This window comes from Paenibacillus sp. J22FR83, assembly GCF_059691955.1.
Map to the genome: position 1 here is coordinate 516,447 of NZ_JCAUAM010000001.1, position 16,761 is coordinate 533,207.

Sequence of the window (16,761 nt, forward strand, 5' to 3'; positions counted from 1 at the left end):
TGGGATGTAAAAATACGAGACATTGCCTACTTCCTTATCTTCTCTCTTGAACTTCATGAAATCTCTATGCTTTCACGCAAAAAAAAACGCCGAATCAACATCAACGAGGGGGCTCGCATGTCCGGCGGCAGTTCATTCACGAAACATTTAATTCATTTCGCGATATTCAATTGGTGTTGAACTCGTCAGTTTCTTAAATACACGGGTAAAATAAGGTGCTGATTCAAAGCCAACTTCGTAGGCAATTTCGTGGATTTTCATACTTGTATTTTTGAGCAGCTTTTTGGCGCGCACCATTCGTTGTTCAGTCACATAATCCGTCAGGTTATTGCCAGTTAGCTGCTTATACAATCGAGACAAATACGGCGGACTGAGATAGACGACCTCGGCCAATCGCGTAAGTGTCAAATCCTCCTTCATAAAATCATGCACATATTGATGTAAAATACGGATCATTTCATGGGTTCTTTCTAGCTGCAGCCTGCCGTTGTAGTCAGCCGCCATCTCTCCTAACTGTCGAAAATAGGCTAATGCAGCCTCCCAAGAGCTGTGGTTATCGAATTGTACATATTGATCCAACTTCATTGGAGCACCAAGTTCTTCAATAAGATTTCGCCGACTCATATAGGAAAGAAAGAAGGAGGATAGATTTGCGAACATTTCCATGGTTAAATATGTCAACTTTATCTCAGACACTTCCATGTTGTTCAGCATAGTAAACTTATGAAAATGTTGAACGAACTGCGCTTTATCCCCGCTATCCAAATGAGCCTCCAACAAGTCTAGTTTCCGCATATGATTGCGCACTGCCATCTCTGCGAAAAAGGTTTTACTGGAACGCTCCAGCCCAGCTGTGTCTGAACTAGGCTCCACTACCAGCTTCTCGACGCTTCGAATTAATCCGCTGCTAAGATTAAGCTTGAGCGAATCGAATTGACCTGCCGCCTTCTCCCATGAACACGGATTTGAACTTAGCATGAGAGAAATCGGCAATTTTAACAGCTGACTGCAGGTCACTTGTATGGATTCAGATGTTCCTTTTACGAATTGCCGTACACGCTCCCAAGCCACCTCAGCTTCTTCGCCATGAGAGAGTGGAAATTGTTTGGGTTGAATGAACCAGACGAATCGAAACCGATCGTACAACAGAAATACAAACCGAAACTTGTCTGCCAGAAACTCCTCTGCAATGTTTTGAATAGCGTACGATAAAAGCGTTCTATCTGACGTTGACAGATTCTTTCCCCAGTCGTCGACCCTCCCTACCGCGAGATACACATCTTGCAGGGGATCCAAAGGAATACCTAATTCCGAGAACCGTTTCACTCTTGCCGCCTCGGAACCGATCTCCCCGCCCAGCATTTCCATCAAGCAATCGCGCCGCATGGATGGAAAGGCTTGCTGCATAAGCTCCTGGGCCTTCTTAAGAATACCCCCCTCATGCAGCTCAGTCTTAATCTCCTCTGCCGCCTTTTCAATCGCTTGAAAGATGAGTTCATCGTCTTCGGCTTTCAGAATATAGTCCATTCCCCCCTTGCGGATCGCTTTCTGAATGTACTCGAAATCATTGTATCCGGAGAGGAAGATAATCTTGCACCGAGGCCATAAATCCAGCACATGGTCTGCCAACTCAAGACCGTTCATGCCAGGCATGCGAATATCCGTGAGCAAGATATCGAGTCGGCGCTCTCGAATCCGTTCCAAAGCTTCATTGCCTGAATAGGCTTTATTAATCGTTAATTCATACTTGCCCCACTCTTCCAGCGCATTGGATAATAAATTGACCGCGACAGATTCGTCATCCACAATCATTAAGTTCAGCATGGGTTCCCCTCCTCCTGATCAATTCGGATCGTCAAGATTACACATAGGCCTCCACCTGACCTCGATCTTACTTGAATACCCGATTCATCACCGAATTTTAATTGCAACCGCCGGTGCACATTCATGATCCCGCTGACATCGATATTTCCTGTCGGATGAGTGAACCGATGATTCCATAGCTTGATGTCTTCCTCCGTCATGCCGATTCCGTTGTCTTCGATTAGGATTTTCAAAACTTTTTCGCCCGCTTCAACCGTTATGGTTAGCTCCCCATTTGCCAAAGTATGCTCGAGTCCATAGTTGTAAGCGTTCTCGACCAGCGGTTGCAAAATCAATCGTGGCACGAGTAGATTGTGTTTATCTTCGGGCAGCTCGGCAATGGATACTTTTAAGCGATTGGAAAATCTAACATTCTGGATCTCCATATACATGCGCACGTGATGCCATTCTTCGGAAAGCGGTACATCTTCACCTGCTACCTTCGTAATATAGCGAAAATAATCACCCAAATACTTGGTAAGCCTCAAGCTGTTCTCATAGTCTTCATCTTTCGTAATGCGATACAACAAATACAGGCTGTTATAGAGAAAATGGGGCTTAATCTGTGACTGCAGCTGATTTAATTCTGCCTGCTGCTTTTGCAGCTGTTTTTCATATACCTCGTAAATCAGGGTTCTTAGTCTGTCTGTCATCCGATTGAATTGCCTATAGAGATAGTTGAATTCATCCCGACTCTTGTGATGCAGAACAAGGTTCAGATTGCCTGATTCCATATTGCGGAAGGCACGTACCATTTTAGAAAGCGGCTTATGAATGACCTGATAGATCCAATAAGAAACGAGCACAATCAGTACAATGGTTGCGATGGACATAAGCAGAATGAACTTTTTATATTTCTCCAGCGGCCCAAGTATATCTGACTCCGGCACGAACACAAGCAGTGTTGTGTTCGAATCTGAGGCGTACTCAAAGGCCGTAATATAGTTTTGGTTGTTCACCCGAATGTTTTCTATCCATCTCCCGTTTACTGATTGCTTAGCCACCTGACTTTGAACAAGCTCAATGATTGGCGTCATAGCTTCATTGTTCTCATCGCTCGAAATTCGCCATGCATCGCTGACGAGAGCCGATCCGCTCTTCTTAAAGCTAGATATTTGCAAGAGGAAATTTCGTAGTTCATTCACGGAAATCTCCGTCTCCAGAACAAATACGGGATCACGTTCAGGCGTGACTGCTCTGGTGGGGTAAAATTCCCGTATAAACAGCTTGCCATCTCTAGCATATATAGGCGTACCGTTCGTAAATAGCTCTCGTTCTTTTTTTAATTGTTCAATTTGTCCTGAGGGGAGCGCTGTTGTGAGATCATCTGTGCTTATGATTCGTTGAAGCGAGGGGATATACGCTTTAGCTACAGTTGCGTAGATGCCGGAGTTCTTGATTAGATTCAGCTTAAGTTGAAGTTGTCGCATCATCAGTGAACGATCGTAGTCAGGCAGACCTTCTCCAATTACGCTGAGGTTTAACAAGTCATCATCAACCACATATTGACGTTGAAGTTGAATCATTCGATCGATTTCTTTGTTAAGGGAATTATGGTAGAAGCTGATTTGTGCTTGGAGCGAGGATGAAATTTCATTGCTGACTAGGTGCGACCCGGACTCATTGCTATGAATAGCCATTGCATACACAGGCAATATCATAATGAGTAATAATGCCAACAGTTTTGTGAAAATAGAAAACCACCAATTCTGCCAGTTTAAGTGCATCATGTTGGAATACCCCCCATCGTGTTCAATACGTCCTTACTAATTACAACCGGCATAGTTGACAAACCTATTCGACATTTACCTACACTTTCCTCTTGTATCCAAATAAACGGTTACACAAAAAATCCGCTCGAGTTTCGAATAGCTCGAGCAGACAGTTTCGTTCTATATATGTCGTTTATGCACGATCGACTAAGGAGCCAATTTCCACAATGGTATTCTCAGCTCTTGAGCGTTCTGCCGCAAAGCCGATTTGGTGGCCATATATCGATTTCTCTAGAGATGTCGAAGACAGAGAAAGTTTAATTCCCCGCAAGCTGCGAACAAAATCTGCAACCAGCCGCAAATCGCCCCCACCATGCATGTCAGAGGTGACATTCGTTTCGATCCGTTCTTCCTTGTACAAATGACCAGGCCTTGTATCTGGCTGCCTAACCAAGAAGTAACCTTCCTCCATCGTACCGGAAATTTCACCTTTTGTCCCCGTGATATGAATCGTTCTACACGACTTGGAGGTGGCTCCTGTTAGATTGTGCGATGCTGTACTTCCGTCTTCGAATTCGATGATAACGGTTTGATGATCAACAACATCATTATCACAGCGCCATACGCAGCGCCCGTATGGATTGGAAGTTCGCAGCGATTGGATTTTTTCTTCGAGGGTTGGATTACTGCTTACATATCTAGTGTCCCACGCATAAATGCCCCATAAATCTCGTTCGATATACATGTTATTCGCGGAATAGATACATGTGGCTTCAATTGGACAATCAACAAGACACCTAGTACCAGCGCCTTCCGGGGCTTTGTCCGCTCGAAACTGGAATAATCCTCCGAAGCTACTAACTTTCCTCGGTCGTACGCTGCCTTTCATCCAAGTAATCATATCTAAGTCATGGCAGCATTTGGCTAATAGCATGGAGGAGTGACAATTCGCTAAACTATTCCATTTCCCCCGCACGAAAGAAGTCGCCATATGGTGGTAGCTTACATTTTCCTCTGTCTGTATGGCTATGATATCCCCGATTACTCCGCTTTCGATTTGCTTACGGATTTCCAAATAAAATGGAGCATGCCGCATTACATGACAAATCATCACGGTCCGTTGATAGAAGTTCGCGGCTTCGTACAGTTCAAGTACTTCCTCTTCACTTACGCCGATCGGCTTCTCCAACAGAACATCGTATCCCGCTTTTAAAAGTGGCAGCGTTGTTTCAAGATGAAGTTGATCCATCGTTCCATTAATAGCCGCATCCGCTAATTGGGGATGAACAACAAGTTCCTCAACGGATGCAAAGCAGTTGTCTGGAGAAATACCGAAGCGTTCTGCCGTTAATTGCCTACGTTCTAGATTAGGCTCAACAATGCCAACGATCTGCAATTCATCTGGATGCTGCAAAGCATACGAAGCATAAATCAAACTTCGATTGCCTGCGCCAATAATGACGGCCTTCATAGGCCGATCTTCCGACATACGGGATGGACCCATTTTCATATCCATATTCTTGTACCTTTCTACTTTTAGACACTTGGGATTATGAACTTCTTAATGATTTCCTGATAAAACAAGGAAGCGAGTACACCTTGCCCTTCATCGCCTGGATGTACGGTATTCTCTGGCTTATTCAAATACGTGTTTCCTAATGTCGGGCTATACATGTCCACGCACGGAATCCCTTTCACTGCGCATGCCGCTTTCACTTCGTCTACTTTGACGACGTTTTGTGCCGATGTGTAATAGGTATTATATTGAATCGTGGCCACGATGATGTCTGCATGGGGGAGGTAGGCTTTCATTTTATCTAAACCAATTTCTAAGGAAGCCTTAGGATTCGTATTGTTCATGCCTGTTAGCCATAACACCAAGTCCGGATTTCTAGATGCGACAACAGACTCTATCACATTGGTAATCGTACTGACATCCGCTCCGGATAAACCATGGATACTGACAGGACGAAACAACATTTGCTGCAGCTTTCTACCGTATAAGTTGTCTGGTCTTACAGAGACGTTGGCTCCGAAAGTAATGGAATCACCGATGCAGACGATACTTTTATACTGAGATTGCTGCGGTTGTACCAATTCGGCATACAAATAATCAATCGAAATGTAGTTGCCTGTTGAGCTGGGATTTCTCGTTTCTTTCTTGCGAATTTCTATGGTGTGGTAACCTGCAGACAGTTCGATGACCTCATAGATCATAATTCCGTACTGCGCAGTGGGCGCATAATAATCCACTTCACCATGGATGACCCCATCAATGTAAATATCCGCCATTCCGAAGGTTGGCGCCTTCAGTGCATAAATTTCTATACTCGTACAATAAGCCTTCCATATTGCCGACGCATTAGCCGCTGCAGTTCCATCTGAATCATGTCTGCTATCCATGCTTCCGCTCGTTGTACTGACATGAGTCCATGTGCCCGAATAGCTCAATGCCATATCCTCGATCTTCATCCTCGCCATTACAGCAACCCCCTTCTCATCACCAAATTGGTACTACCCAGATCGTCCATTTGCCAGTTAGATTCGCACATTTTACCTTTACAAATCGGGATACATTATCCAGGACATACGAAGTTGTTACGTTAATTCCAGTCTTCACCGCATTGACACTTAATTCATCCGTATACATTCCGCCTTCATTCGGCGCGCCGCTTATAGCAACATCAATACTTCCTGCAACGTTTGCTTGTACATAGATTCTGCATTTGGAGTATCCTTTTAAATCCATCGGATTGCTGATTAGCGTCGAACCCGTCGGTAAATATACATACGATTCCGGCGGTGCTGGGTGTATGCTAGCGCGATCGTCCATCATCCATCACTCTCCTTAACATTACTTATCAGTTTGATAACTATGAAAACATCATGATTCTTCTCTTAAGAGTAAAATATGCGGTCATGCAAATCTACGAGATTCTATACACATCCTTATCTTTTCTTGTCCTTTTTGCGAGCAGATCGAGAAAAACCGTCAGGAAGTTCATCCTGACGGTCATTTAGGTTGCACGTACCTCGATTAACAGAGTTCCGCATACCCATTCTTTCCTTACTTCTTCTGTTGTGCCTGATACGCCTTGTTAACCGCTTCCAGAACTTTGTTGCCGCCCTGATCACGCCATTTCTTGGATAGCTCGGCCAATCCAGCGTCAATGTCCTTCTTACCGGCAATCATGTCAAGATAATATTGACCCAATAGCTCGCCCAACACGCTGCCCATCTCTACTTCCTCTGCGGTCGTCACATTAACGAGATTAGGAACCAGGTATTTGGTCGCAATATCTACGGACTGCTTCGCACGGTCAGCCTGAGGTTCTGTTTGAGGCAAATAATTTTCTGTAAGTGGCCAAACGACACTGCCCCACGCGAGTGGATGCGACCAGCCACTGGAAGCAAACCCGTCTTTGGCCCGTTCTTCTTCATTGTAAGTGATTTTATCGCCTGCCTTCGTATAATGAACGCCTTCGATGCCAAGCTCCAGCAAGCTGCGGCCTTCCTTAGATAGCATAAACTCGATTAGTTTAGCCGCTTTTTGCGGATCCTTGGCGTTTTTGGTAACGGCTGTGAACAGACCGCCCTTCGGCGCACTCGCCATGCCTCGCTTGCCTTCCGGTCCGGCCGGCGGTGCCATAAATCCAAGCTTCCCTTGCGGATTCACCTTTTGTAAGCTCGTTTCCAGACGGTTCACGTGACGGAACAGCGGAGTGCCCATAAATCCGACTTTACTTTGGAAAAACTTCTGCTCCCGCTGCTGCGTATCATTCAGCAGAAATTCCGGATCAATCAGCTTCTCGTCCCACAATTTACGCAAATATTGAACACTCTGTTTAAAAGCAGGATGCTCAAATATGGGAGCGACCTTTCCTGCGGAGTCCAGTACCCAATCGCCATGAGGCAAACCATAACCAAACATGACGAAATTGAACGACCCGTTGAATCCAGTGCTTTTGCTGCCTGTCAGTCCGTACGTATCGGCTTTTCCGTTTTTGTCGGGATCTTTCGTTGCGATTTCTTTGAGCACCGTGTAGAAGTCATCCAGCGTCTGGGGTTCCTTCAGACCAAGAGTTTCAAGCCAGTCCGCGCGGTAAGCGACGGTGGTATTCGAGCGCTCCTCAATGAAGGGGTATCCGTAATATTTACCATTAACGGCAGTCCAGGACAGTTGCTTCTCGAGCTTCTCCTTCACCGTCGGCATGACAGACAAATAGTCATTTAATGGCAAGAGCAAGCCTTCGGTGATCCATTGGTTCAATGATGGAGACGGATAGTTGATGGTCACGATATCAGGCAAATCTCCCGTTGCCATAGCAACGTTGATCTTCTCGAAGCCGTTTTCCGGTACGAGTTTAACTTCCAGATCGATCCCGAGCTTCTTATTGATTTCGGTAATAATTCGATCCCCTGCATTAATCGCCTTGGCGGCACCGTCACCTGGGGTCAGGAACACGATTTTGACCTTCTGGTCTTCCTTATTCGTTCCAGCGCCGCCCGCTCCAGACTCATTCTCGGTATTTCCACAACCTGCTACAGATACCGCAAGCACCCCCGTAAGGGCAATTGCAAGCCATTTATTATTTTTTCGCATTGATTATCCTCCTCTTCTATTACGAACCTTTATTCCTTAACTGCTCCCAGCGTGACCCCTTGCACGAAATACCGTTGAAAGAAAGGGTAGATCAGCATGACTGGAATGGTAGAAATCATGATCGTTGCCATCTTAATCGATTGACCGAGCAGAAAGGGACTGTCCCCTCCGGATTGGAAAGCGGCCTCGTTATCAATTAGCATGGACCTCATAAATAACTGGAGAGGCCATATTTCCTTATCTGTCACATACATAACCGCTGTGAAAAATTCGTTCCACTTCGACACCGCATAAAATAACGATATGGTGGCGATGGCTGGCAGCGACAATGGGACGATGATGCGCAGCAATATGCCAAAATCATGGCAGCCGTCGATGCGGGCAGACTCCTCCAAGCTTTCCGGAACAGACGAGAAAAAGCTGCGCATCAGTATCAGATTATACGTCTGAATCGCTGCGGGAATCATCATGGACCACATCGTATTAATAATTCCAAGCTGTTTGACTACCAGATAGTTCGGGATGATCCCCCCGCTGAACATCATCGTGAATACGATCATGAACATGATGATGCGTCCGCCTGGCAACTGCTTCTTGGAGAGTGCGTAAGCAGCCAATGTGGTCGCTATCATGCTGATTGCTGTCCCAACTATCGTAATGATGAGACTGACTTTGTACGAAACCCACAACTGCTTCAGACCGAGAATATAGCTGTAAGCTTCGAATGTAATCGCTTTCGGATAGAGATGAAGGCTGGACGACATACTCTCTTGCATCGGCGTGATCGAGACGATGAGCGAGTCCCAGAACGGGTACAGTGTCAACAGCGTGATCAGCACCAAAAATAGTACATTCGTTGCGTCAAATAATTTTCCGCCGAAACTGTTACGAACCATGCTGCATGCCTCCTTTCCGTTTTAGTAAATACCTTGCTCACCCATCATGCGCGCCAGTCGATTTGCGATAATAAGCAGGACGAAATTGATTGCCGACTTAAATAATCCGACCGCTGCAGCTAGGCTAAATCGTCCTTCGGTTAGCCCAATTCTATACACATAGGTGTCGATAATATCGGATGTTTGATAGACGCCGGGATGGTACAGCACGAATATTTGTTCGAAACCTGCCTCCATTAAATGGCCAATTCGCAAAATCAATAAAATAATAATTGTGCTGCGAATGCACGGCAGCGTAATATGCCAGATTCTCCGCCACCGGTTGGCCCCATCCACCAATGCGGCCTCATACAACTGTGGATTGACTCCGGCGAGGGCGGCCATATAGATAATTGTGTTCCAACCAAACTCCTTCCAGATCATCGACCAGACGAGCGTGCTGCGAAAATAGCTTTCATCCGTCAGGAAGCCTACCGGATCTCCGCCTAGCGAACGGATCGCGTTGTTCACAACACCGCTGTCGGTAGACAGCAGATTGATTAACAGTCCGCCCAGAATGACCCAGGAAATGAAATGAGGCAAGTAAATAATGGTTTGCACCGTGCGCTTGAATACCATTTTGCGAACTTCATTCATTAATACCGCCACAAACAGCGGCAGCGGAAAGCCGAAAACAAGCCTGTACAAGCTGATCACAATTGTGTTCCAAAACACTTGCCAGAACTTATCGAGCGCGAACAACGTCTCGAAGTGTTTCAATCCTACCCATGGACTTCCGATAATCCCTTTCGTAATGCTAAATTGCTTGAACGCGATCAGGGCGCCATACATCGGGTAATAATGAAAGACACCATAATAAACAATCGCAGGCACAAGCATCAAATAAATAAAGCGGTTGGATACGATGCGCTTCCATAACACCCGTCTCTGACTATCGATTTGTGCCCGCGATGTGGTCGCTGGTACTGCCATAGACCAAATTCCCCCTTCCTTTATGCTTGTTATCTGCATGTCTTGTATGCAGTTTGAGCATAAAATGAAGGGGGAGGCGTCCTCAAGATTCACTTGTTGGCAACGGTTTCATTTATCGTTTTTCTTGGGTATCAATTGATGGGATTGGATTCAATTATTCCGATTCAAGCTCTCCAGTCGCTCCAAAACGTCCCGATTCCGATACTCGGTCGGCGTCTGACCTATCATTTTTTTGAATGTGCGAATCAAATTTTGCTTCTGTCCGAACCCCGTTGCTTCGGCGATATCATTAATATGGCGGTCCGTCTCCTTTAAGAGCCGGCACGCTTCACGGAAGCGCGTATCCGTCAAATAATCGATAAACGTAGATCCCGTCATTTCCTTAAACAGCTTCGATACATAGTGGCTGTTCATGTAAGCCATATCGGCTAGCATCTGAAGACCGATTGGTTCTCGGTAATGATTGTGGATATACGCCACTAACTTGGCGATAACTTCCGCGTTCTTATTATCTCGCCTATGTGCCAGATCGTCCGCGATATAGGTAATGATACCGTCTAGCCAAAGACTGATTTCTTCTAAATTTTGAAGTTTGGCGAATTCATAATGCCATCGGTTGACTTGCTCGACTGGTTCTTCACCGGACACAGCAAGCTCCACCCAAACCGTAGAGAGTGCATTCAGCAAGTGAAACAAGATCATATTCTTGTAATTAAGACCGAAATGACCGTCATGTTCGAGTTGGTTAATGATGGTATTCTTCGTGTCTTTGACTTTGTCTAAATGGCCAGACTTCAGATCGCCGATAAGTTTGTCTACATGCTGACGGTACGCGATAAAGTGGTTCCGATTGGCACGGTTGACGTTTAAGTCGTGAATGGACAAAATGCTTCCAATCCCTGCGATTCTTTCGTGCAGAAGTGCTTCTGTTGCTTCATTATAGGAAAGCGGTATTTCCGTAATAAGCTCGTAGTTCCCGCCGATTCCCAATGTAACGTTGACACCTTCCAGTTTCGAAGTCACCTCGTTTTTGACCCGAAACGCAAATTCCTTCGCCTTGTCACTAGCAGGAGTGGTCAAATCACAATGTCCCGTGTTGAGAATGATGACGTCATGCTTATGAAACCAGCTAATGTAGGCCCCTTTGCCAAATAAAGCGATAGCGTCCTCGCAGATGGTGCGAATCTGGAAGTGGATCAGGTTACGCAACTGTTCGTCAGGAGACCTGAGCATATTCCCGTTCAAATGAACCCGAATTGCTATCACAAGAAAGTGGGTTGGCTCTAGATCAAGACGATAATAGTTCAACTGCCTGATCATTTCAGCCTGGTCGGCCGTTTTGCCAGAGAGCAGATTCAGCAGGAAATGATCCCTTAATATGAGCTCCTGGCCGCGAAACTTGGTCTTGAACTCCTCATTTTCATGATGCAGCTGATCGATCGACTCGCGGATAAATCTGAACTCATCCCCGTATTTAACCTTTGGCAGTGGCTTCTCCATGTAAGATACGAGCGCTTGCATCATATTTTGTACAGGCTGGTAATGCCTTCTCGAGACAATTACCATCAGTAACACACCCACTGCCAAGCTGATTACTGAGATAAGCAGTGTAATCCGAATCACTTCATTGGAACGTTTGAACAGCTCCCCGTGTGGGTTTAACGTAATGTATATCCAGTTGTTGAACGATGAGCTCAGAAATGATACGAACATCTTCTTGCCGCCGATTATTTCCACGAAATAGCCTTCTTTATCATGGCGAATTCGTTCGATATCCGCTTGCTCGAAAGGTTCGAGCAGCATGCTCTTATCTTTATAAGACAGTACTTCGCCGTTCACATTCAGAACCGCGACATTGCCAAGTTTCCGGTTGTTCGTATTAACAACAGCATTATAGAGCACATCTTCCTTGAGGTTAATCAGCAAGACGCCTTTCTTATCCACGCTATTGAACGGGACGGTAATTAGAAAACTAATGACGTTTTCTCGAGCCCCTTCGGCAGTCAACATGCTCGCCGCTACCCAGGCTGATGTGCTCCGCCCTTCTACAAAACGCTCCAATACCTGACGGTATGAAAAGTCGGTCATGTCGGTAATACCTGAACTCGATATTAACTTCCGATTGACAGAACTGTACAAATAAATGGAGTGCATGTAATTGGATGAATTGATTCGTTCATCGAATAGGGCTCCTGTATTTTTCAGAAACCGATATTCTTCTTCTAAATTCCACGAAAACCACACTGATTTCTGTACATCACTGTTCAATGCTAGTGTCGTAGCGATTTGCTGAACTTCGCCAAGCGATTGATCAACAATCTTGCTCGTCTGCAACAACAATTCATTATTGGCACCGATAATTTCATCCTTCAGCATAGCTGTCGTGTAGCGATATACGAGCGCCCCCGCCAGACATGTAATCAGAACGACAGCAACTGTCAAATGAAACAGCAACCGGATATAGATGGATCGTTTCATCGGAACCCCTCCTCATCTGTGGCTGTTTCAGCGACAGCTTTTCGTATGGCATTCACCATGTGTGTAGCAGACAGCATTCCGAATCTACTATTTCACTAACGGCTTAAACGCACTACTTTCTGTTACCCCTGGCGCGAGCGGCTTCATCTGTCCAAGCCCAGTAACTGGAGCAGAAATACCTTCCTTCCCAGGAATGGCATATTTGCTAAACCAAGTTCCCAAGCGCATTCGGAGTTCTTCTATCACAGATTGATACTCACTCTCTTCAGCCCTGTTCATATTCTCATCGGGGTCATTCACTAGATCATAAAGCTCATGTGGTCCATACGGATAGTGATGTACGTATTTCCACTCTCGGGTGCGAATCATTCGAACGGGTCCATACTCGTCATAGATGACGATGTCCTCTCGGCCTTCACCTGTACAGTCTACTAGTAGATCGTAGAAGCTTCGACCTGGCAGCCGCTCTTGTTCGGGATTAGATAACCCAACGTAGTCGAGCAAGGTAGGGAACAGGTCATATTGGCTAATCAACTCACGCTGTACTTGCCCCGCAGGAATAACACCAGTATGGCTAAAAATAGCAGGTACCTTCACTGATGTATCATACATATTAAATGGGAATGTACCATTCCCTTTCCCCCATATTCCATGATGTCCCATGTTCATACCATTGTCGCCCGTAAACACGATTAACGTATTATCACGAAGCCCCCGTTCTTCCAACATGTCCATGATCTTGCCAATTCCTTCGTCCATGGCTGTGACGGATGCGTAATATCCACGCAAGAGCTCATTACGTTTATCCCCTTCTCCAGTCGGTGCGGTGCGTGCCTGGTTCGGATGTAACGGCAACTCAGGCACTGAATTGAACGGGCAATCTTCATAAAGCGCGACAAAAGATTCCGGATGCTCTGACCGATCCCAAGGCGAATGCGGCGCTGTATAATGAACGCTCAAATAAAATGGAGAGCCCGAGTGCGACATTTCGTCCAAAAATTGCACTGCGTTGTCTGTAATCATGTCGGTTACGTACCCTTCGACGATTTTCACCTCTCCGTTCTCCACGATATCGGGTCTCATATAGGAGCAGCCGCCTCTGGCGATTGAGAACCAGCGATCGAATCCTTTTCTCGGGACGGTGCTGTTGCCCAAATGCCACTTCCCGCTTAATGCACAGGCATATCCGGTTTGAGCCAGCAGCTCCGTATATGTCGGTTGCTCAGCTAAATAATCGACCGCGGTCCGCTCATCGGCAAATACCGGTTCCGCTCTTACTTGTTCGTTCAATTCACTCGTGTTGACATTGCCTGAGCGAATCCAATCATGAACCCCATGCTGGGAAGGGATTCTTCCAGTCAATATCGACGCACGTGCTGGCGAGCAAACCGGCGAGGTACAAAAGAAGTTATCAAAACGCATGCCTTCCGCAGCGAGTCGATCTAGATTTGGTGTACGTATTTCACTATTGCCGGCACAACCAAGCGCCCAGCTCCCCATATCGTCTGCGAGAATGAACACAATGTTTGGTTTCTGATTGGTTTTTTCCACGAAATCAACGCCTCCATAAGTGTAATGTACAATAATTTCCCCAACTATAACGTACTATTTACAACACTTAGATTCCATGTCACAATCAACGGTATATTTGACAATTCTTACGATGTCTGCGAGTGGGAGGTCCTCAATTGTTTATTCTGTATCCTGATTCACAACGGCTAGAATTTAGTTTCCAACCCAGTTGGATTCGACATATGTTAAAACCACATGATTTCAGCTTCGGTCCTGTAAGAAATCCAATCCCCGTCTTCTGGCTCATTCTGGATGGGATTCGTACGATTCAAATCGAGGATGAAACACATACAGTTCGTAAAGGCGATCTCATTGTATTTCCACCAGGTGTACCGTACCAGCTTCTTGCGGAACAGTCTGGCGATCCCGTAAGTTACTTATCACTTAGCTGTATGATCAAGCTGGGACCGTTCAACTTTCACGAATCTTATCAATTTCCGATAATCACCAAATTAACGGACAGTGATGCTATTACTCGCCTCTCCGAGCTATGGATGACATCTGTCGTCTTATTCGAGCAATTTGCCACCACGCTGCAACGACACATTGACGCTAATGAAGATAAGCACACGCAACTAACTACATCTCTTGGGCTTCTTCGGGTTCAAGGCGCCGTCCAGCAATGGTTTGCTCTATTAATGGAATTACTTCTACCACAATTACCGAATCCACTTCCCACTATTGATCCTCGAATTGTGCAAGTATGTGCGTATATCCAGGAGCATGCTCATGAATCACTCTCGCTAGAAAAGTTAGCTGCTCATGTTTATTTAAGTTCGAGTCATTTCAGCTATTTATTTCGAAAAGAGATGGGACAACCACCCTCTCAGTATGTGCGAAACCATCGCATCCAGATTTCCGAGGAGCTGCTCGTTCAGACCGATTTGTCCATTAGCGAAATCTCACGACGTGTTGGTTACAACGAACTTAGTGAATTTAGTCGCGCTTTTCGTAATACTGCCGGGTTAAGTCCACAAGCATATCGGAAACAGATGCGACTAACCGATTATTGATTTGCGTAAAAGGTAAAGGGCACAACTAGGCTTACCCAATTGTGCCCCTGAATTTATGGGTTCATTTCTTTCTCCCGTTAGAAAGCGATTTTATAAACAATTTTAGTTACCTCAACTTCACGATGCACGTGTGCTCCCACCAAGTGCGTATCTTCCGGGAAACAAATCAGAAAGTAACCTTCTTCTAAGTATCCTGTAAACTTAAGATCTGATGTTACATCGCCAAATTGGATATCACTTTGGCTGTCATATTCCGTTAGATTGGATAAACAATCCGTATTTGAAATTTCAACATACTCTCTTCCTTCTAAAACCAAGTGAATATCAATGTATTTCTTGTGCGCTTCAAACCGTTTCTCTTCTTTCGGACTCGTTGTAAACGTGATTTGGTTCTTGGTAAAACTTGTTGTGGCAAACGCCATTTCCCGTAGGTTGCTTCGTATATCCTGAACGGCTTCCATAAGTCTCGGGTTGGCAAAGGCGTACTGATCCAAATTCGTTATCTTGTCGTAGATCATACACTTACCATCCTTTTATCGGTAATTTCCTTCACGCTAACTTTCCTGTCTTCCTTTAGCGATAAAGTCAGTGCGTCTGCCGTTGCAATCGCCGCTCTGGCCGCCGTTCCATCCAACAGCGGTTTGAATTCATCTTCCACAGGGGATCCTTGCATAATGCCATGGAAATAAACCATTTCCTTCTGCATAATGCCGCTCAGCCATAACGGAGGTGTAGCGCTTGGTTTTCCATACATGATCGCTCCATCCATCTCCAACCCTTTGTAAATACGCGTGCGATCTTCATCCACTTCCTTCGATTCGTGAAGCAGGAATCTTTCTTCGCCCTCCGGCGTTTTCAGGACTACTTTGACATCCTGCATATCGATAAGAATGGCGCCTTTGCTTCCTTGAATTTTGACGAAATGATCGCTCCATCTGAATGCGGAACCGTATTGCAGCGTAGCGTACCGATGATTGGCAAATTCCAGAGAAATGAACAGCATATCATCCTCGTCGCCGAATCGCTCTCCTTGATGAGCAACATTGCCCCCTGTCATACAAACTCTTTCGGCAGGTCCCATGAGAAACTGGATAAAGTCCAGTTCATGTATATGATGATAGAGGTGTCCCCCTGAAATCTCTCTTTTCTTTTTCCAGCTTACCTCGGTCTGCGCTTCCTCCCAACCGTTGCGCTCTGCATGGCAGAACAGAATGTCACCAATTCTTCCTTCATTAATCAAACGCTTCGCAGTTCGTACGCCGTTCATAAAATTCATAACATGGCCAGCCATGAAAATAAGTCCGTTTTCCTTTGTTATCGTAATCATCTCATTGCAATCCTCGTAGGATAGCGCGATGGGCTTTTCACAAAATACATGTTTCCCATGGGCAGCTGCGCACACAACGGGCGCTTTATGGTAACCGTTCGGGGATGCTACAATAACGGCATGTACGTCGGGTCTGCTGCACAAGGATTCAATATCTTTTTCAATATCACAGTTCAACTCGTTGGCGACCGACTCCGCATGCTCCGGATCATACACCGCTACAACCTTGGCACCTTCCAACTGATTAATTAATCTGGCTAACCCTGCACCGAAATAACCTGTACCTATAACGCCATAATTCACTGTGCTTAATGTGCTCATAGAT

General features: G+C 45.6%; 13 protein-coding genes. 1 reads left to right on the top strand and 12 read right to left on the bottom strand.

The features are described from left to right. Positions 1-147: 147 nt before the first annotated feature. From AC58PV_RS01715 to AC58PV_RS01760, 10 genes are all read right to left on the bottom strand, one after another. A complete protein-coding gene (locus AC58PV_RS01715) occupies positions 148-1,824 on the bottom strand; it encodes a response regulator (RefSeq protein WP_497430568.1) in 1,677 nt (558 codons plus the stop codon). After that, complete coding sequence (locus AC58PV_RS01720; protein ID WP_497430569.1) at positions 1,818-3,593, bottom strand: sensor histidine kinase; 1,776 nt, start codon at positions 3,591-3,593, stop codon at positions 1,818-1,820. The genes AC58PV_RS01715 and AC58PV_RS01720 overlap by 7 nt, the downstream gene beginning before the upstream one ends. Before the next feature lie 175 nt (positions 3,594-3,768). Then, entirely contained in the window at positions 3,769-5,091 is a 1,323-nt protein-coding gene (locus AC58PV_RS01725) for a Gfo/Idh/MocA family protein (RefSeq protein WP_497430570.1), read from the bottom strand. 20 nt (positions 5,092-5,111) lie between these two features. Continuing rightward, entirely contained in the window at positions 5,112-6,056 is a 945-nt protein-coding gene (locus AC58PV_RS01730) for an SGNH/GDSL hydrolase family protein (protein ID WP_497430571.1), read from the bottom strand. 19 nt (positions 6,057-6,075) lie between these two features. After that, positions 6,076-6,411, bottom strand: a complete 336-nt coding sequence (locus AC58PV_RS01735) for a hypothetical protein (protein WP_497430572.1) — start codon at positions 6,409-6,411, stop codon at positions 6,076-6,078. 231 nt (positions 6,412-6,642) lie between these two features. After that, positions 6,643-8,178 (bottom strand): extracellular solute-binding protein, encoded by a 1,536-nt coding sequence (locus AC58PV_RS01740; RefSeq protein ID WP_497430573.1) that lies wholly within the window; start codon positions 8,176-8,178, stop codon positions 6,643-6,645. A gap of 29 nt (positions 8,179-8,207) precedes the next feature. Beyond that, the gene (locus tag AC58PV_RS01745) at positions 8,208-9,074 is read right to left on the bottom strand and encodes a carbohydrate ABC transporter permease (protein WP_497430574.1); all 867 of its coding nucleotides are present in this window, start codon (positions 9,072-9,074) and stop codon (positions 8,208-8,210) included. Positions 9,075-9,095: 21 nt separating this feature from the next. Next, the gene (locus tag AC58PV_RS01750; protein ID WP_497430575.1) at positions 9,096-10,046 is read right to left on the bottom strand and encodes an ABC transporter permease; all 951 of its coding nucleotides are present in this window, start codon (positions 10,044-10,046) and stop codon (positions 9,096-9,098) included. Positions 10,047-10,196: 150 nt separating this feature from the next. Then, positions 10,197-12,524, bottom strand: a complete 2,328-nt coding sequence (locus AC58PV_RS01755) for a helix-turn-helix domain-containing protein (RefSeq protein WP_497430576.1) — start codon at positions 12,522-12,524, stop codon at positions 10,197-10,199. A gap of 87 nt (positions 12,525-12,611) precedes the next feature. Continuing rightward, entirely contained in the window at positions 12,612-14,075 is a 1,464-nt protein-coding gene (locus tag AC58PV_RS01760) for a sulfatase family protein (protein ID WP_497430577.1), read from the bottom strand. Positions 14,076-14,212: 137 nt separating this feature from the next. On the opposite strand from AC58PV_RS01760, the gene AC58PV_RS01765 reads away from it, so the two are divergent. Next, positions 14,213-15,109, top strand: coding sequence for a helix-turn-helix domain-containing protein (locus AC58PV_RS01765; protein WP_497430578.1), 897 nt, complete (start codon positions 14,213-14,215; stop codon positions 15,107-15,109). 77 nt (positions 15,110-15,186) lie between these two features. Here the strand turns inward: AC58PV_RS01765 and AC58PV_RS01770 are convergent, their stop codons facing one another. Next, positions 15,187-15,627, bottom strand: coding sequence for a NanQ anomerase/TabA/YiaL family protein (locus AC58PV_RS01770; protein ID WP_497430579.1), 441 nt, complete (start codon positions 15,625-15,627; stop codon positions 15,187-15,189). Next, positions 15,624-16,757, bottom strand: a complete 1,134-nt coding sequence (locus AC58PV_RS01775) for a Gfo/Idh/MocA family protein (RefSeq protein WP_497430580.1) — start codon at positions 16,755-16,757, stop codon at positions 15,624-15,626. The genes AC58PV_RS01770 and AC58PV_RS01775 overlap by 4 nt, the downstream gene beginning before the upstream one ends. Positions 16,758-16,761 lie beyond the last annotated feature (4 nt).